Consider the following 15920-nt stretch of genomic DNA (forward strand, 5'->3'; position numbering starts at 1 on the left):
GTTAGGCTACACTGCTCAAAAGACAAACAAACAAGCAGCTAGAGAGAAGAAAATGAGGAGCCAACCATGAGTGCAGCTAACCCACCGCTGAGCCCCCAAATCTTTGCCGACGAACTCCACACCCGCGTTGCCTCGGCGGTCGGTATCCCCGCTGACAGGCTTGAAACCGACGCTGACCTCACCGATCTGGGGCTGGATTCGGTGCGCATTATTGACATTGTCGAGTGGGCTCGACGCCAAGGGTGGGATGCCGAATTTGCCGACCTTATCGAGGATCCCACTCTCGACGCGTGGGTGGAGGCCTTCGAGGAGAGCGACGAGTAATGGCGACAATGAGTACGTCCGGCAAGAGCGGGGCGGGCAAAGACGCTCCCGGTGAGAGCGCTCCCCGACATTGTGTGGTCACGGGAGCGCTCGGCGGCATCGGCGCTGCCGTCGTCACCGCCGCCAAGGACGCGGGGTATCGTGTGACCTCCGTGGACCAAGCGCCTCACAGACACAGCGCGGGCGCGAAAGATGGCGGGCGGATCGGTGACGGAAAGAGAAACGGTGCCCCAGCTGGCGTCGATAAAATACCCGCTGACCTGCCCGTTGATTATATTCTCGACGTTACCGACGCGGAGGCCGCGCGTACCACGATCGACCGCATCGAGGCCGACCGGGGACCCATCGATGTGCTAATCCACACGGCCGGAATTTTGCGTGCCGACGCCGCCCTCGACGGCGACACCGACGCCATGCGCGCAAGCTTCGAGGTCAATATGTTCGGCGCTGTCCACGTGTGCGCCCCCGTTTCTCGGCGCATGTGTGAGAGAAAACGCGGCGCCATTGTTGTTGTCTCCTCTAACGCGGGGACGACTCCGCGAGCGGGCATGGGATCCTACGGAGCATCGAAAGCGGCGATCACCGCGTGGGCCCGCAACCTCGGCCTGGAGTGCGCGCCACACGGCGTGCGCGTGAATATCGTCTCCCCCGGTTCCACCGACACACCCATGTTGCGCGGAATGTGGCCGGCCGGGGAGGACCGCTCGGCTGACGTTATCGCAGGCACGCCCGACCAGTATCGGCTCGGGATCCCCCTGCAGCGGCTGGCGCAGCCGGAGGACATCGCCGGGGCCTGTCTGTATCTCGCCTCCGACAACGCCCGCCACATCGTGATGCATGACCTTCGTGTCGACGGCGGAGCAACGCTGGATAGCTAGGCGTTCGCTACGACGGACCCGAGCTCACCGCATTCACGTGGGCAATAAGCGCCCGCCTGTCGATCTTCCCGTGATCATTGTGCGGAAGTTCCGTCATGACGACGAGGACGCTGGGCACCATGTACTCAGGCACCAGCGCGCCCAATTCGGCTTTCACCTGTTGCGGAATCGTGGCGTGACCAGCGTCGTCACTCCCGTCACCGGCGGTTGCGCTCTCTGAAACAACGATCCCGCCGACAAGTGTCGCTTCTCCCCCGGCGCGATCCACAGCCACCGCGGCGTCGTTCACCGCGTCGAGGCGTCGCAAATGAGTTTCGACATCGCCCAGCTCAACTCGGTTGCCGCGAATTTTCACCTGGTCGCCAATGCGGCCCTCAAAACGGAGCATCCCACGCGCATCTCGCGACATGACGTCGCCCGTGCGGTACATGGTCCCACCGTCGCGGTCCGGATGCAGGCTGGGCACGAACGCCTCCGCCGTGACCTCCGGATTGTTGAAATACCCCGCGCCCACCTGGGCACCAGCGATGCAAAGCTCGCCGGACTGGCCATCGGGAACCTCGTTCAAGTTCTCATCGACGACGTAAAACACGACGTTATCCTCCGGCCAGCCGACCCGAGTTCCGCCTGAGGATGCTTCTTCATTCGTCGGGTTATCCGGCGCGGGCTGATCCATCCCGGCGCGGGAATTATCGTCGTGTGTGCTTGGGTCCGCCCATGCTTCGGCGGCTGAGATGACTCGGGCGTGGTTGCTATCAGCGGTGGGCTCGCTGTTGGGAGTACCCGCGCTGTCAGTAGCAGCCCCCGAATACGGACGAGAGAAATCCACCCACGCCACATCCATTGCCGTTTCCGAAGGACCGTATAGCCCCAACAGCCGACTCGGAAGCACCGCCCGCGCACGTTCTACCAGGTCATTCGGCACGGCCTCGCCTCCTAACAACACGTGCCGCAGACTAGCGAACTGGTCGTAGCCCAGACCGACGTCGTCAAGGACATCGAACATCACCCTGAGCATGCTCGGAACCATCGACAGCGTCGTCACGGAGTACGTTTCGATCATGTCGCCCAGAGCGAAGGGATCACCGGGGAACCAGTCCGGGCCGGGGATGACTATCCGGCCGGCACAGGCCAACGGGCACAGCAGCTCTGCGACGCCGACGTCGAAACCGATCGGCGCTTTGTGCAGCATCCGCAATTCGCCAGCGCTTGCCGACGAATCTGCGTCCTGTCCGAGCGTGCGGACCACCCACTGCAAGTGTGAGGCCACCGCGCGGTGAGGGTTCACCGCCCCCTTCGGATTACCGGTCGTGCCCGACGTGTAGATCAGGTAACACGGATCATCCGGAAGGAGTTCGCGTGTGCGGTCACTAGCACGAAACTCTTGCCTGTGGGCAATGCCGTCCGAAGCAAAATACTCGTCCGGGTGGCGAAGCTCCCAGTTCGCAGCGTTATTCGTCGGCGTTATTCTCGTCGAAGTGTCAGTCGTCGGCACGGATACTTCGCCGAGCCCGATCACGACGTCGGGCTGGCAATCATTCACGATGTAGCTAATGCGCTCCGCGGGGTAGCTCGCATCTACCGGCACATAGGCGGCCCCCGCGCGGAGAATCCCCACCATAACGCTGGGGAGCCAAGGGCTCCGGCCAGAGAGCACCACGACGTGGTCGCCGGGGCCCACGCCGCGATGGCGAAGTTCCCACGCCACCGCATTCGCGTGGCTATCGACGTCGTCGTAGGTCAAAGTCAGTTCGCTGCCGTCGTCGCGGAAACCGTGAACGGCGGGCTGTTCGCGGTGGTGGCGAATGGCCTGGTCAATCATCACATCAACCGTCAAGGGGTCGATCTCTACCGACGGACCGAACGCCCAAGGTGAACTAGCCGACATGAATCTCACCCCTCACTTCCCCTCCGGTCTGGTGCTCACTTCCGGACTCGCTATCAGCAGACCCGCTATCGATGTAACACGCCAGAATCCGGTCCGACACCTCACCCAAGCAACTCAGGTTCGCAAACCCCGGCCCCTGAGCCAGGGCGGACAGCGTCGGGAGAAATAGCCATGGGCCTTTGTCAACCGTTAAGGTCCACTCTGCGGGGATCATCGCCGGCCAATCGGGGGTCGGGAGGTGCGGTTTAAGCTGCAAGAAAATCCCGATGTTGTGCGCAATGTCCGCCTCGGAGCACGTCGTCACAATTCTTTCTGCATAAAAATCAGACTCCGTGTTTGGGAACAGATCCCTGAACCACAACAGATCGCCGCCGCGGGCATCAATCACCACATCCGCTGTCGACACCGCATCCGGAACCCCCTCGTACGACACGTAAAGATCCAGCGCGCCATCGCGAGGGGCGATGTCGACGACGCGACCCCGCTCATGAGTGATGTGCCCATAATTCTTCACGGTCTGCTGCACACGCTGGGAAAACACGCCGCGGTCTGTTCGGCGGATAAAGTCCTTCCGCTCCTTCATGCTGAGCATGAACCATTTTTCCGGGTCGGTGTAGAGGCTGTTTTCAAACACGCTCTCGCCGCGCGAATACACCGTCGGGGAGGGCGAGAAGATCGCGATGGATTCACACGGCATGTGCGCTAACTGGTCAACGACGCTGGCCGCGGACTCCCCGCCGCCGATTACTGCCACCCGTTTGCGCATCGGGAACGTGCCGTTGTCCACCTGATCCCACAGCTCGGCAATGGAGAGCACACCGGGAACGTCGGCAAGTCGACGCGTCGAGGGGCCCGGGCCGGTAATCATGACTCCGTCGGAACTCAAGATCGTGGATCCGCCGTCGTTGAGCTCGACGTCACATTCCCACCCCCAGTTGTAGTCGTTATCGTTGTCACCGTCGCTGTTGCCCCCGCCGTTCTTATCAACGGCGTTCTTATCAACGGCCCGAATCGCTGTGATCCGGCCAGGCGTCACCCGCATATCCACCGCGCGAGCAACCCAGCGCAAATACTCGGCCCACTCCTCATGCGTCGGACAAGGATGCCCGCGATCGATCCACTGAGCGTACTTGTCCCGAGAGACCAGGTAACTCATCCAGCTATATTTCATGAGCGCGGCGTCGACACGTGTGTTGTCCTGCGCTGACTCGTTGGCAATCCGGGTCCGATACGGAAATCCGACATCCTTATCCGGCGGGGTGCCCAGCAAATGATGGCCATTCGTCCAGCCACCGCCGGAAACCCAGTTTCCCCCCACCCCCAATGGGTCCACCGTGACGATTGTGGGGACTTCATACCCCAACGATTTCAGCACGTGTGCCTTCGCCGCCACGGCCACAGCTTTCGGCCCTGCACCCAGGATAACCAGCGTTTTCACTATCGATGATGTTCTTCCTGCTCGAGTACGTTGTGTTACGGTTAGCCTACCTTTTAGTAACGATCGCGCGAAACGCTGGAGAACCACCCGAGGATGACAAACACTCCCGAAAGCCAACCCAACAGCCCCAGTAATCACACGTCCACTAACTGTATCGACGACGTACGCAAAGATTCCGCGGGCCGCGGCCCGTTTGACCTCTCCGAGCAGGAGATTTACGAGCGTCTACATCGCCTACGCCGCGACGTACCGTCGTCGGCAATTCTCGACGATCCCCCGCGTATCCCTGAACTAACCGGACGACTAACCCTGCGGACGGCGGATCCCACGACCGAGGATCCAGAGACGGTGTCGCGGTGGATGAATCGGCCGCACCTCGTCGAAACGTGGGAACAACCATGGCCCGCTGACCGGTGGAAACGGGATTGGGAAGCCAAGCTTTCCGGCACGTATTCGGTGCCGCTGATCATGCTTCTCGACGGGGAGGAGTGCGGCTATATGGAGATTTACCGGCCGCACCGAGATGAGATTGGGCGTGTGTACGATTCGCAGCCTCATGACCTGGGGTTTCACGTTGCGGTGGGCGATGCGGCGAAGACCGGGCATGGGGTGTTCCCACCGCTCCTGATGAATTTGTGCGATGAGCTGATTGCCGCCAACCCGCCGAGTGACCTTATTGTCGTGGAGCCCGATTACCGAAACACACGGCTGCCGCGGATCGCGCTCATGAATGACTGGGTTGATGGTGGCGAGCGGCAACAGCGCGCTGACCGGCGGGTTCATTTGCTGGGGTATGCGAAAACGGGTGAAACTCGGGAGCGGGTGCTGGCGGACAAGGAGTAGGGGCGTCGGTAGGGGACTGAGGGGCCCGCGCCGAACTGAAAGGCTGGCACAACCACCCTCAACGGGTCACTATCCCCTAACGGCGCACTCTCCCCCGTTTTTGCTCAATTTCTTAAGTGGTTTAATTATTGGGTCGCGTGAACTAGCATTGGCTTAACAGGTATTACTTCACTAGACAGGCCAACCTATGTCACGATCGCGTTCCCTCCACCCCAGAACAGCCGCACCTGAGGGCACTCAGCCACAGGGCGACTCCTCCGCACATCCCCGCGGCAACTACCTTGCTTTAGACGTGCGGGACCTCCACTGCCACCTCGGCAGCGGCAAAAACAAGAAAGAGATCCTCAAGGGCATCACGCTCTCAATTCCGCGCGGGAAGGTTCTCGCCGTACTGGGAGCCAATGGCGCAGGTAAAACCACACTTATTAACGCGCTATCCACCCTCATCCCGATCAGCGGCGGCAGCGCCACGATCAACGGCTACGACGTCACCTCAGACCCCGCCGGGGTGCGGTCCTCTATCTCACTGACCGGCCAATATGCCGCCGTCGACAATATGCTCACCGGGCACGAAAACCTCACCTTCTTCGGAACGCTCGCCGGGCTTTCCACGCGCGAAGCCAAAGACAGGGCCACCGAACTGCTCACCCGGTTCGGCCTCGAACGAGCCGCAGACAGCCGCGTCGCCGACTACTCCGGCGGAATGCGTCGTCGATTAGATATTGCGTCGTCACTGACCGTGCAACCACCGCTGCTCTTCCTCGACGAACCCACGACCGGGCTCGACCCCGCCAGCCGGAACGACGTGTGGGACATGGTCCACCACCTGCAAGCCGACGGCACCTCGATCCTGTTGACCACCCAATACCTCGACGAAGCCGACCACCTAGCCGATCGGATCGTCGTGCTGGGGGGCGGGCGCGTCCTGGACGAAGGCACCTCCGCCGAGCTCAAGTCGCGCTACGGATCGTCCGCCGTGACCGTGACATTCCGCGATCCCGCGCTGGCCGAACACTTCGCCGGCATCGCCGCCGACCACGGATTTACTGCCTCTCAGGAGAACACCATTGTCCGGCTCGACGCGCCCGACGGGCACCGGTCGCTCGTGCGCGCGCTATCGCTCTGGGACGGTTCCGAGGACGACATCACCGACGCCGCGCTGATCCCGCCGACGCTCGAGGACGTGTACATGGCGGTCGCGGACTCAGGCGATGTGGCACGTACGGAAGCCCATACCCCGGGAGGCGGCCAGCAATGAACAGCGGAAACACGAGCCCGTCGATGAGCGCCTCAGCGGCGATCACGTCGGTGTGGTCCCGCGACTTCAAACGCGTGATCCGAAACAAATCGGTGCTCCCCTCAATTTTTGTGATCCCCGCGATCTTCATCGCCATCTTCTACGGCGCATTCTCGCGGGCCACCGACGGCTTCGGCATCAGCTACGCCACATTCCTCCTCCCCGCGGGTGTCCTCCAAGGGCTCATTTTCACCGCCGGGGGATCGTCGCTAGCCGTCGCCCAAGACGCCGAGGACGGGATACACGCACGAATCCGCACCATGCCCGCGCCCAACTGGTCGCTCGTCGCCGGCCGGTTGCTTGCTGACCTCACCCGCGGCGCAATCTCCATCGTCCCCGTCATCGTGCTCACCGTCCTCATCGGCGCGCGATTCCACGGAGGTGCCGTCGACCTGCTACTTCTTATCCTCCTGACGGTCGGTGCCGCGGTGTCCATCAGTGCGATTGCCGACGGTCTCTGCCTTCTGGCGCATCAACCAGTCAGCACATCGCTGATGTTCCAGGGGCTAACAATTCCCATCGTGATGCTATCCACCGCATTTGTGCCGGCAGTGGCGCTGCCGAGTAGCGTGCGCCCGGTCATTGAGCACCTACCACTCTCCACCATGGTCGACACGGCTCGGCTACTCATCAACGGTGACTCCCCCGGCTCCACCGGTATCGAGGCACTCTGCTGGATCATCGTCTTCTTAGTCGCGGGAATATACGGTTTTCTCGCAGCAATATCGAGGAAGTCCCATGTCTAACACACCTGCTGCCCCCTACTCGTCGGCAACGTCTACCGCACGGCCTACCCCGCGGGCCACGAAGCCGTCCCCGCGACGGGCGCACGCCAGCTGGGCCCACACCACGCGCCTTTTCCGACGCTTCGTCCGCACCCGCGCATCCCTGCTGAGCACTATCTTCACCCCGATGATCATGATCGTATTCCAGTGGGCGCTGTTCGGCGACCTCATCGCCAAAGTCCAGGGGCTCGAGAAAATCGACCTGCTGCCCCTGTGTCTCATGCTTATCCTGGGGTCCCAGTGGCTCTACATTCCGGCCAATAGCGCAGAGATCGTGCGCGAACGCCAATCCGGAATCGTCGCGCGAGTCTCCACGAGCGCCAGTGGGATTCGGCCACTCATCGCCGGCGAGTGGTTATTCAGTTTCTTGCGCACCATCCTCGCCAGCATCCCCGCACTCGTGGCCTCGTTCGTGTTCGGAATGCGGATCCACACCTGGTCGGCGGCCCTCTGGCTCGTCGTCGCCGTGATCGGTGGGGCAATATTCACCGCGACGCTGGTCCTCGCACTCGGATTCGGAGCGGCCAGCCCCGACGCCACCATGATCGTCACACCCCTCTTCATGGTCGCGCTATTTCTCTCTGCGGGGTTTGTACCCGCGACCGCGTTCATCTCGGGCCTGCAGTGGTTCGCGCGAAACAACCCGGTGACCCACGTCATCGAGGCCGAAATAGCGCTCAATGGAGGCGCACTGGCCAACAATCTCTCGCTTACCGACGCTACCTCCGCGATGACGATGTCCGGAATATGGTTCATCGGCGTGATGGTGGTGGCAGGGTTACTCGCCATATTCGCGACGACCCGCCACTCGCGGAACACGGCGTAACGGGGGGAATTGCTCACTCAGCGGTGGCGGGTTTGGCTCATGCCCAACCGGGCAGCGGCGTTATAGTTCGCGGCTCTAGGCGGCGCAACGCTCCAATTCGGCGCTCTAGCGCCGCGCCACGCTAACGAGCGCTTGGTACGCGTCGGCAGCCGCCGCTTCCGGATCGTCATGGTCGAGCGAGTCGTTGAAGATCTCCAACGACACGGGCCCGCTGTACCCCACGTTGAGAGCCTTAGCCAAGCATTCCTTCACGGGCAGATCGCCGTGCCCTGGCCACTGGCGATGGTGGCGTGACAGTTCCTTGACGGGTATGTCCAGGCGTGGGGCGTCGGCAAGCTGAACAAAGAACAGTTTGGAAGGATCCACCGAATCGATCACCGACGGATCCTCGCAGAGAGCCAGCATGTGGAAACTGTCCAGGCAGACGCCAACATTGGGCAAATCCACGTGGCGAACGATGTCGTAGGCGTGGGCGAACGTGGAGACGAACCGGCCCCATGCCAGGGCCTCGAAGGCAACGCGCATGCCCTGGTCTGCCGCGAGCTTCCCGATCTGGCGGAGCTGGTCCACGCGGACCTCGTCGCTATCAACCGACGCGGAGTCCGTGTTGGAACAGACCAGGATCGTGTTCGTGCCGAGCTGCTTAGCGTGGGCGAGCGCGGTTTCGCACCGTCGGAGCCCGTGCTGGAACTCCTTGTCTTTGACGCTCAGGAGGTTCTTGACCGGCTGATAAAGTTCACACGAAAGGCCCAATTCCTTCATCAACGACGTGATGTCGTTCAAGGTCATCGGGCTTTCTTCAATATCCGGGACGAAGAGTTCGACGCCGTCGAAGCCGGCATTGGCGGCGGCGCGAAGTTTGGCGTCGAGGGTTCCGGGAAGGCTAACGGTTGCGATGCTGAAATGCATGAGTTGTTGACTAATTCTCCTTGTTGATGTGACAGCGTGTTTGAACTAAAAGCTTGTCTACGAGTCCATGCTAGGCCGGAAACCGCAGCGGGGTCGCCGGGGAATTGAGGCCGCGAAGTGGGGCCGCAGACAGGGTCGCCGTCGAAACCCAACCGTGCCCAAAAGACGAAAAACCGCGCCTGCATAACGCAGACGCGGTGATACCCAGGGCAATATGCCCTTGCGGGAAGACTACTTGGCCTTCTCCAGGATTTCGACGAGACGGAAGTGCTTGTTCGCCGACAGCGGGCGGCACTCTTCGATGCGGACGCGGTCGCCCACGCCAGCGGTCTCGTTTTCGTCGTGCACTTTCACCTTGGAGGTGGTGCGGATGGTCTTGCCGTAAAGGGCGTGCTGGTTGCGGTCCTCGAGCTCAACCACGATGGTCTTCTGCATTTTGTCAGAGACGACGTAGCCGATGCGGACCTTCTGGATGCCCTTTTTCTTCTTGTCGTTCACGGTTGCCTCACTCATTACGCCTCATCTCCCGGAGCGCTGGACAGGCCCAGTTCGCGTTCGCGGATGACGGTGTGGATGCGAGCGATGTCGCGCTTCACCGTTCCGAGGCGGCGGTTGTTGGTCAGCTGGCCAGTTGCGTTCTGGAAGCGAAGGTTGAACAGTTCTTCCTTCGCCTCGTGGAGGCGCGTGGTGAGTTCTTCAGCAGAGAGCTCACGGAGCTCATGGGCCGGTGTTCCGGTAGCCATTAGAACTGGTCCTCCTTCTTGACGATGCGTACCTTGCACGGGAGCTTCGCACCTGCGCGACGGAGTGCCTCGAGGGCGACCTCTTCGCTGGGGTAGCTCATTTCGAACAAGATGCGGCCTGGCTTGACGTTGGCAATCCACTTTTCGACGGGGCCTTTACCGGAACCCATGCGCACACCGAGTGGCTTCTGGGTCAGGGGGCGGTCCGGGAAAATGTTGATCCATACCTTGCCACCACGCTTGACGTGGCGGTTGATAGCGATACGGGCTGCCTCGATCTGGCGGTTGGTGATGTAGGCGGGCTCGAGGGCCTGAACACCGTAATCACCGAAGGTCACGCGGTTGCCACCTTTCGACACACCACGTCGAGTGGGCCGGTGCTGGCGGCGGTACTTAACGCGCTTAGGGATAAGCATGTTTAGCCCTCCTGCTTCTGCTCTGCGGCGCGGCGACGGCGTCCGCCACCACGACGCGGGCGGTCGTTGCGGCCACGGCGGCTGCCACGATCGTCGCGAGCGTTGATCAAGCTTTCACGGCGCCCACCGACAACGTCACCCTTGTAGATCCACACCTTGACGCCGATGCGTCCGAAGGTGGTGTGGGCTTCGAAGGTTCCGTAGTCGATCTCGGCGCGCAGGGTGTGCAGCGGAACGCGTCCCTCGTGGTAGCGCTCGGTGCGGCCCATTTCGGCACCACCCAGGCGGCCGGAGCACACAACCTTGATGCCCTTGACCTGCGGCTGGCGCATTGCGCCCTGGATGGCTTTACGCATGGCGCGACGGAACGCGACACGGTTGGACAGCTGCTCAGCGATGGACTGCGCAACCAACTGTGCGGAGGCGTCCACATTCTTGACTTCAAGAATGTTCAGCTGAACCTGCTTGCCGGTAAGCTTTTCCAGCTTCCCGCGGATGCGGTCAGCTTCGGCTCCACGGCGGCCGATCACGATGCCGGGGCGCGCGGTGTGGATGTCTACACGGACGCGGTCACGGGTGCGCTCGATGACAACATCGGCGATGCCGGCGCGCTCGAGTCCCTTGGACAGGAAGTCGCGGATCTTGATGTCTTCAGCGAGGTAATCGGCGTACTGCTTGTCGGCGTACCAGCGTGAGCGCCACTCAGAGGTGATTCCCAGCCGGAGGCCGTAGGGGTGAATTTTCTGTCCCACTACTGAGCACTTCCCTTCTGGCTTTCGACGACCACGGTGATGTGGCTGGTGCGCTTGCGGACATGGAATGCGCGTCCTTGTGCGCGTGGGCGGAAACGCCGCATGGTCGGTCCTTCGTCGGCCCAAGCCTGCGCGATGACGAGGCTGTTCCGGTCCAGGCCGAAGTTGTTTTCCGCGTTCGCTGCGGCGGAGGCCACAACTTTGTACACCGGTTCGGAGGCCGACTGAGGAGCGTACTTGAGGATGTCAAGTGCTTCCTCGACGGACTTTCCGCGCACGGTGTCGATAACGCGGCGAGCCTTCATCGGGGTGACGCGGACGTAGCGGGCGGTGGCGCGTGCTGACGTTACGGTATCAGCCATTGCTTATCGACGTCCCTTCTTATCGTCCTTGACGTGACCCTTGAAGGTCTTGGTTGGGGCGAACTCGCCGAGCTTGTGACCCACCATGGAGTCGTCGATGAACACCGGCACGTGCTTGCGTCCGTCGTGGACGGCGAAGGTGTGGCCGATGAAATCGGGAAGGATGGTGGAACGGCGAGACCATGTCTTGATGACTTGCTTGGTGCCCTTGTCGTTCTGTGCGTCCACCTTCGAAAGGAGGTGTTCGTCGACGAAGGGGCCTTTCTTGAGGCTACGTGGCATTCTCAACTACCTCCTTTTAGCGCTTCTTGTTCTTGTTGCTGCGGCGGCGGCGCACGATCAGGCCATCGCTCGGGCGGTTTGGCTTGCGGGTACGTCCCTCTGGCTGGCCCCACGGGGAAACGGGGTGGCGTCCACCGGAGGACTTACCCTCGCCACCACCGTGCGGGTGGTCGACGGGGTTCATGACGACACCACGGACGGTCGGGCGGACGCCCTTCCAGCGCATACGGCCGGCTTTGCCCCAGCGGATGTTGATCTGGTCAGCGTTTCCGACCTCACCGACGGTGGCGCGGCAGCGCGCGTCAACGCGACGGATTTCGGTGGACGGCATACGCAGGATGGCGTACTTGCCTTCCTTACCCAGCAGCTGAATGGAGGAGCCAGCGGAGCGGGCGAGCTTGGCGCCGCCACCCGGCTTGAGCTCCACGGCGTGGATGGTTGTACCGGTCGGGATGTTGCGCAGCGGCAGGTTGTTACCCACCTTGATGTCAGCGTTGGCGCCGGACTCAACAACGGTGCCCTGCTTCAGGTTGCGAGGCGCGATGATGTAGCGCTTCTCGCCATCGAAGTAGTGCAGCAGCGCGATGTTGGCCGTGCGGTTCGGGTCGTACTCGATGTGAGCGACCTTGGCTGGCACACCGTCTTTGTCGTTACGACGGAAGTCGATCAGACGGTACTGGCGTTTGTGTCCACCGCCCTTGTGGCGTGTGGTGATGTGGCCGTGTACGTTGCGGCCACCGGTCTTGTGCAGCGGGCGCAGCAGAGACTTCTCAGGGGTAGAGCGAGTGAGCTCATCGAACCCGGAGACAGAGCTCTGGCGGCGACCCGGCGTAGTCGGCTTGTATTTACGAATAGCCATGACTTAGTCCTAACTGTCCGCCTTAGGAGGCAGAACCGCCGAAGATGTCGATGGGATCACTACCGGCTGCCAGCGTCACCATTGCGCGCTTGGTTGACTTGCGACGACCGTAGCCGAAGCGGGTGCGCTTGGTCTTGCCCTCACGGTTGAGGGTGTTGACGCTGGAAACCTTCACGCCGAAGATCTTTTCCACGGCGATCTTGATTTGTGTCTTGTTGGAGTCCGGGCGGACGAGGAAGGTGTAAGTGCCTTGCTCCATCAGGCCGTAGGACTTCTCGGAGACAACCGGTGCGATGATGATGTCGCGGGGGTTATTTAAGTCGCTCACTTGCTCTCCTCCTTCGTCTCGGCGCCGGTAGCGCGCTCAATGAAGGCGTTGAGGGCCTCGACAGAGAACACGAGGTCGTCCGAGTTGAGGACGTCGTAGGTGTTCAGCTGGTCGCTCGGCAGGATGTGAACGTTCGGGAGGTTACGTGCACTCTTGATGGAGTTGACGTCCTCGCGACCGAGCACAACGAGTACCGACTTGCGGTCTGTGAGGCGCTCGATGAAAGTACGAGCGGCTTTCGTTGAGGGGGTCTGCCCTGGGACGAGGTCCTCGACCACGTGAATGCGGTCGTGACGAGCCCGGTCGGACAGAGCGCCGCGCAGTGCGGCTGCCTTCATTTTCTTAGGCGTGCGCTGGTCATAGTCACGCGGCTGCGGACCGTGAACAGTGCCACCGCCGGTGAACTGGGGCGCACGGATGGACCCTTGGCGGGCACGACCCGTTCCCTTCTGACGGTAAGGCTTGCGGCCACCACCGCGGACCTGACCGCGGGTCTTGGTGGCGTGGGTGCCCTGCCGACGTGCTGCCAACTGTGCGGTGACAACTTGGTGCAGCAGCGGGGTGCTGACCTCGACGTCGAACACGGACGACGGCAGCTCAACGGTGCCGTTGGTCGATCCGTCAGCGGTGTGGACATCTAGCGTTAGATTGCTCATGCGTGTGCACCGCCCTTCACTGCGGTCTTGACGGTAACGAGGCCACCACGGATGCCGGGAACTGCGCCCTTGATGAGCAGCAGGTTCGAGTCAGCATCCACCTTGAACAGCTTGAGGTTCTGTGTGGTGACGCGGTTATTACCCATGCGGCCAGCCATGCGGGTGCCCTTGAAGACGCGACCCGGGGTGGCGCAGGCGCCGATGCCGCCGACGCGGCGGTGGGCAGCCTGGTTACCGTGGGCAGCGCCCTGGCCGGCGAAGCCGTGGCGCTTCATTGCGCCGGCGAAGCCGTGGCCGCGGGTGGTGCCGGTGACGTCGACAAACTTGACATCGCCGAAAAGCTCGACGGTGACGTCCTGTCCGACTTCGTAGTCGGAGACGTCATCCATGCGGATTTCGGTGACGTAGCGACGTGGTGTCACTCCGGCTTTTGCGAAGTGGCCGCTTTGTGGCTTGTTTACTTTACGGGGGTCAATATCGCCATAGGCGATCTGGATGGCGCTGTAGCCATCCTTTTCTTCGGTGCGAATCTGGGTCACGACGCACGGCCCTGCTTCGACGACGGTGACCGGCACAACGCGGTTGTCTTCGTCGAAGACCTGGGTCATGCCGAGCTTGGTGCCCAGAATGCCCTTGATCTGATTTTCACTCATTGATTCTTCTCCGCTACGGTCCAGGCTCACTGAATGTTCACGTCGACGCTTGCCGGAAGGTCGATGCGCATAAGTGCGTCAACGGTCTTCGGGGTGGGGTCGATGATGTCGATCAGGCGCTTGTGCGTGCGCATCTCGAAGTGCTCACGCGAGTCCTTATATTTGTGCGGAGAACGAATAACACAGTAAACGTTCTTTTCTGTCGGCAGCGGTACCGGGCCAACTACAGTTGCGCCGGTACGAGTGACCGTCTCCACGATCTTGCGCGCCGAGGCATCAATTGCCTCGTGGTCGTAGGCCTTGAGCCTAATGCGGATTTTTTGTCCCGCCACGCTTGTCCTCATTCCTAGCATCAATCCTTCCTGGTGCAGCGTGTACTGCGTCATTCCGGATCTGCTTGTCTTTACTTACATTGTCCGTCAGCGCTGACGCCCGCTTGGAAGCCGGCACAGTGCCAGTATGTGCATGTGATGACGATCCCCCCACTGAGCGGTGCGAACGCACGGCTACACGTGGCTCGCTCCGTCGCTTTTCACGCTGACCGACATGTCTTTATGCCGTGACCGCGTGAGGATCAGGATCGGATCAATGCAGGGAAAGAGGCTCCGCTACCCGCTTTTCATCAATATTGTCGACGAATGGGCTGCGGTCTTTTTCCTACTGCCGCTGTGTATTTGCCATGCTCCCGGCTCGGTTCTGTGGAGGGCGTGTCGCCTTCTCATCTAGTCAGCACCGCGGTCTAATCCCGCCGGTTACGCTTCCTCAGATTCTCTGCGACATCACATGTTGTCGTAGTAGCGGGTCATGAGACCCATGCGAATCCGAGCGCACTACGGAGGAGTTTGACCACCGTGGATCATGCTCACTTCACCAGCGATGCCTTACCGGTCATCGGTAGTTTCCTTCGCTCTGCGCCGTAACACACGCTGGCTGACATACGTCGATAATGCGTATGAACAGGTTATTGCGTGGTTTTCACTGCAGACGATGGACTCTCCGGTGTTGCGGGGTGCATCGTGTTAAAGCAACCCGAGTATTAAAACACGTTTACGGACCATGCGCAAACTCTCTTTTCCCAGGCGGGGAAAACATAATCACAGGTAGAGCTCTCTGCGGTTAGCTGACAATCAGCGTCAAAAAATCCGGGTGTGGCGACGCTTTTCACGCGGTCCGCTGTCAGCGGGTTATACGACAAACGGGTTTTACGGCGAAAGTGTGTCCGCGTGCCGGAAAACTGTGGGGGGATATAGGGGTCGGTGGTGAAAACTGTGGGGGAATATGGGCGAAAAATAGCCGAAAATTGACCATATTCCCCCGCACTTTTCGGACTCCAGGTGAAGCTTCCCTGCAGTTTTCTGTGTACCGGCTCCTGATTCCGCGCGTCGATGCTTCGCGCCCCAGGATTCTGTCCGCACCGCCTTCTGTCGCATTACTCACGCCACCGCCACCACGCTCCCCTCGCGGGCGTCAAACGTCGGCAATAAGAACGCGGCTCAACGCTGGCTATATTCGCCGGCCAAAACCACCCAGACCAACGTCGGCAATAGTCCCACTCTACCCCAGGGAGGGCATTATCAATAAGGGGATCAGCGCGGGATTAGCATGGGTGCTGCAAAAGTTGGGAAAGAAATTAAATAACGTTCCGATTACAACTGCAGGTTCGAAGCTATTTTGTCGTTCC

General features: G+C 61.2%; 21 protein-coding genes. 7 read left to right on the forward strand and 14 right to left on the reverse strand.

Annotated features, from left to right (window positions below; all coding sequences use genetic code 11):
• Positions 1–66: 66 nt before the first annotated feature.
• Together KCQ76_RS04485 and KCQ76_RS04490 are read left to right on the forward strand one after the other, a co-directional pair.
• Positions 67–324, forward strand: coding sequence for a phosphopantetheine-binding protein (locus KCQ76_RS04485; RefSeq protein WP_046202871.1), 258 nt, complete (start codon positions 67–69; stop codon positions 322–324).
• Between the two features lie 8 nt (positions 325–332).
• Positions 333–1202, forward strand: a complete 870-nt coding sequence (locus tag KCQ76_RS04490) for an SDR family oxidoreductase (RefSeq protein WP_052723070.1) — start codon at positions 333–335, stop codon at positions 1200–1202.
• 7 nt (positions 1203–1209) lie between these two features.
• On the opposite strand, the gene KCQ76_RS04495 is transcribed toward KCQ76_RS04490, so the two are convergent.
• Together KCQ76_RS04495 and KCQ76_RS04500 are read right to left on the reverse strand one after the other, a co-directional pair.
• Complete coding sequence (locus KCQ76_RS04495) at positions 1210–3090, reverse strand: amino acid adenylation domain-containing protein (protein ID WP_046202870.1); 1881 nt, start codon at positions 3088–3090, stop codon at positions 1210–1212.
• Positions 3080–4528 (reverse strand): SidA/IucD/PvdA family monooxygenase, encoded by a 1449-nt coding sequence (locus tag KCQ76_RS04500; RefSeq protein ID WP_046202869.1) that lies wholly within the window; start codon positions 4526–4528, stop codon positions 3080–3082. The genes KCQ76_RS04495 and KCQ76_RS04500 overlap by 11 nt, the downstream gene beginning before the upstream one ends.
• Positions 4529–4621: 93 nt before the next feature.
• Between KCQ76_RS04500 and KCQ76_RS04505 the strand changes: the two genes are divergently transcribed.
• The 4 genes from KCQ76_RS04505 to KCQ76_RS04520 all read left to right on the forward strand — a co-directional run bounded on the left by KCQ76_RS04505 (position 4622) and on the right by KCQ76_RS04520 (position 8279).
• Positions 4622–5371 carry a GNAT family N-acetyltransferase gene (locus KCQ76_RS04505; RefSeq protein ID WP_052722129.1) on the forward strand — a complete coding sequence of 250 codons (750 nt, stop codon included), beginning with the start codon at positions 4622–4624 and terminating at the stop codon, positions 5369–5371.
• Positions 5372–5558: 187 nt separating this feature from the next.
• Positions 5559–6629, forward strand: a complete 1071-nt coding sequence (locus KCQ76_RS04510) for an export ABC transporter ATP-binding protein (RefSeq protein ID WP_052722128.1) — start codon at positions 5559–5561, stop codon at positions 6627–6629.
• Positions 6626–7414: an ABC transporter permease gene (locus KCQ76_RS04515; RefSeq protein WP_231725456.1), complete on the forward strand. Its 789-nt coding sequence runs from the start codon at positions 6626–6628 to the stop codon at positions 7412–7414. The genes KCQ76_RS04510 and KCQ76_RS04515 overlap by 4 nt, the downstream gene beginning before the upstream one ends.
• The gene (locus tag KCQ76_RS04520) at positions 7407–8279 is read left to right on the forward strand and encodes an ABC transporter permease (RefSeq protein WP_082089738.1); all 873 of its coding nucleotides are present in this window, start codon (positions 7407–7409) and stop codon (positions 8277–8279) included. Before KCQ76_RS04515 ends, KCQ76_RS04520 begins: the two co-directional genes overlap by 8 nt.
• Positions 8280–8384: 105 nt before the next feature.
• On the opposite strand, the gene KCQ76_RS04525 is transcribed toward KCQ76_RS04520, so the two are convergent.
• From KCQ76_RS04525 to rpsJ, 12 genes are all read right to left on the reverse strand, one after another.
• The gene (locus KCQ76_RS04525) at positions 8385–9188 is read right to left on the reverse strand and encodes a sugar phosphate isomerase/epimerase family protein (RefSeq protein ID WP_046202923.1); all 804 of its coding nucleotides are present in this window, start codon (positions 9186–9188) and stop codon (positions 8385–8387) included.
• A 231-nt stretch (positions 9189–9419) separates the two neighbouring features.
• Entirely contained in the window at positions 9420–9701 is a 282-nt protein-coding gene (rpsQ, locus tag KCQ76_RS04530) for a 30S ribosomal protein S17 (RefSeq protein WP_012732435.1), read from the reverse strand.
• Positions 9701–9931, reverse strand: coding sequence for a 50S ribosomal protein L29 (gene rpmC / locus KCQ76_RS04535; RefSeq protein ID WP_012732436.1), 231 nt, complete (start codon positions 9929–9931; stop codon positions 9701–9703). Before rpmC ends, rpsQ begins: the two co-directional genes overlap by 1 nt.
• Positions 9931–10347 (reverse strand): 50S ribosomal protein L16, encoded by a 417-nt coding sequence (gene rplP / locus KCQ76_RS04540; protein WP_012732437.1) that lies wholly within the window; start codon positions 10345–10347, stop codon positions 9931–9933. Before rplP ends, rpmC begins: the two co-directional genes overlap by 1 nt.
• A 2-nt stretch (positions 10348–10349) precedes the next feature.
• Positions 10350–11099: a 30S ribosomal protein S3 gene (rpsC, locus tag KCQ76_RS04545; RefSeq protein ID WP_012732438.1), complete on the reverse strand. Its 750-nt coding sequence runs from the start codon at positions 11097–11099 to the stop codon at positions 10350–10352.
• Entirely contained in the window at positions 11099–11461 is a 363-nt protein-coding gene (gene rplV, locus KCQ76_RS04550; RefSeq protein ID WP_012732439.1) for a 50S ribosomal protein L22, read from the reverse strand. Before rplV ends, rpsC begins: the two co-directional genes overlap by 1 nt.
• Before the next feature lie 3 nt (positions 11462–11464).
• Positions 11465–11743: a 30S ribosomal protein S19 gene (gene rpsS, locus KCQ76_RS04555; RefSeq protein WP_012732440.1), complete on the reverse strand. Its 279-nt coding sequence runs from the start codon at positions 11741–11743 to the stop codon at positions 11465–11467.
• 16 nt (positions 11744–11759) lie between these two features.
• Positions 11760–12602 (reverse strand): 50S ribosomal protein L2, encoded by an 843-nt coding sequence (gene rplB, locus KCQ76_RS04560; RefSeq protein WP_012732441.1) that lies wholly within the window; start codon positions 12600–12602, stop codon positions 11760–11762.
• A gap of 22 nt (positions 12603–12624) precedes the next feature.
• Positions 12625–12930, reverse strand: coding sequence for a 50S ribosomal protein L23 (gene rplW / locus KCQ76_RS04565; RefSeq protein WP_012732442.1), 306 nt, complete (start codon positions 12928–12930; stop codon positions 12625–12627).
• Positions 12927–13586, reverse strand: a complete 660-nt coding sequence (rplD, locus tag KCQ76_RS04570) for a 50S ribosomal protein L4 (RefSeq protein WP_046202867.1) — start codon at positions 13584–13586, stop codon at positions 12927–12929. The genes rplW and rplD overlap by 4 nt, the downstream gene beginning before the upstream one ends.
• Positions 13583–14239, reverse strand: coding sequence for a 50S ribosomal protein L3 (rplC, locus tag KCQ76_RS04575; protein WP_046202866.1), 657 nt, complete (start codon positions 14237–14239; stop codon positions 13583–13585). The genes rplD and rplC overlap by 4 nt, the downstream gene beginning before the upstream one ends.
• Before the next feature lie 26 nt (positions 14240–14265).
• Entirely contained in the window at positions 14266–14571 is a 306-nt protein-coding gene (rpsJ, locus tag KCQ76_RS04580) for a 30S ribosomal protein S10 (protein ID WP_046202865.1), read from the reverse strand.
• Positions 14572–15097: 526 nt separating this feature from the next.
• Between rpsJ and KCQ76_RS04585 the strand changes: the two genes are divergently transcribed.
• On the forward strand, positions 15098–15262 hold the full coding sequence (locus tag KCQ76_RS04585) for a hypothetical protein (RefSeq protein WP_156441657.1): 165 nt from the start codon (positions 15098–15100) through the stop codon (positions 15260–15262).
• Positions 15263–15920 lie beyond the last annotated feature (658 nt).

Origin of the sequence: Corynebacterium parakroppenstedtii (genome assembly GCF_019754935.1) — a bacterium.
GTDB lineage: Bacteria > Actinomycetota > Actinomycetes > Mycobacteriales > Mycobacteriaceae > Corynebacterium > Corynebacterium parakroppenstedtii.

Excerpts from the sequence above, each read along its gene's own strand:
- KCQ76_RS04485 (WP_046202871.1), top strand. The coding sequence starts at position 67 with ATGAGTGCAGCTAACCCACCGCTGAGCCCCCAAATCTTTGCCGACGAA.
- KCQ76_RS04490 (WP_052723070.1), top strand. The coding sequence starts at position 333 with ATGAGTACGTCCGGCAAGAGCGGGGCGGGCAAAGACGCTCCCGGTGAG.
- KCQ76_RS04495 (WP_046202870.1), bottom strand. The coding sequence starts at position 3,090 with ATGTCGGCTAGTTCACCTTGGGCGTTCGGTCCGTCGGTAGAGATCGAC.
- KCQ76_RS04505 (WP_052722129.1), top strand. The coding sequence starts at position 4,622 with ATGACAAACACTCCCGAAAGCCAACCCAACAGCCCCAGTAATCACACG.
- KCQ76_RS04510 (WP_052722128.1), top strand. The coding sequence starts at position 5,559 with ATGTCACGATCGCGTTCCCTCCACCCCAGAACAGCCGCACCTGAGGGC.
- KCQ76_RS04515 (WP_231725456.1), top strand. The coding sequence starts at position 6,626 with ATGAACAGCGGAAACACGAGCCCGTCGATGAGCGCCTCAGCGGCGATC.
- KCQ76_RS04520 (WP_082089738.1), top strand. The coding sequence starts at position 7,407 with ATGTCTAACACACCTGCTGCCCCCTACTCGTCGGCAACGTCTACCGCA.
- KCQ76_RS04525 (WP_046202923.1), bottom strand. The coding sequence starts at position 9,188 with ATGCATTTCAGCATCGCAACCGTTAGCCTTCCCGGAACCCTCGACGCC.
- rpsQ (WP_012732435.1), bottom strand. The coding sequence starts at position 9,701 with ATGAGTGAGGCAACCGTGAACGACAAGAAGAAAAAGGGCATCCAGAAG.
- rpmC (WP_012732436.1), bottom strand. The coding sequence starts at position 9,931 with ATGGCTACCGGAACACCGGCCCATGAGCTCCGTGAGCTCTCTGCTGAA.
- rplP (WP_012732437.1), bottom strand. The coding sequence starts at position 10,347 with ATGCTTATCCCTAAGCGCGTTAAGTACCGCCGCCAGCACCGGCCCACT.
- rplV (WP_012732439.1), bottom strand. The coding sequence starts at position 11,461 with ATGGCTGATACCGTAACGTCAGCACGCGCCACCGCCCGCTACGTCCGC.
- rpsS (WP_012732440.1), bottom strand. The coding sequence starts at position 11,743 with ATGCCACGTAGCCTCAAGAAAGGCCCCTTCGTCGACGAACACCTCCTT.
- rplB (WP_012732441.1), bottom strand. The coding sequence starts at position 12,602 with ATGGCTATTCGTAAATACAAGCCGACTACGCCGGGTCGCCGCCAGAGC.
- rplD (WP_046202867.1), bottom strand. The coding sequence starts at position 13,586 with ATGAGCAATCTAACGCTAGATGTCCACACCGCTGACGGATCGACCAAC.
- rplC (WP_046202866.1), bottom strand. The coding sequence starts at position 14,239 with ATGAGTGAAAATCAGATCAAGGGCATTCTGGGCACCAAGCTCGGCATG.
- KCQ76_RS04585 (WP_156441657.1), top strand. The coding sequence starts at position 15,098 with ATGCTCACTTCACCAGCGATGCCTTACCGGTCATCGGTAGTTTCCTTC.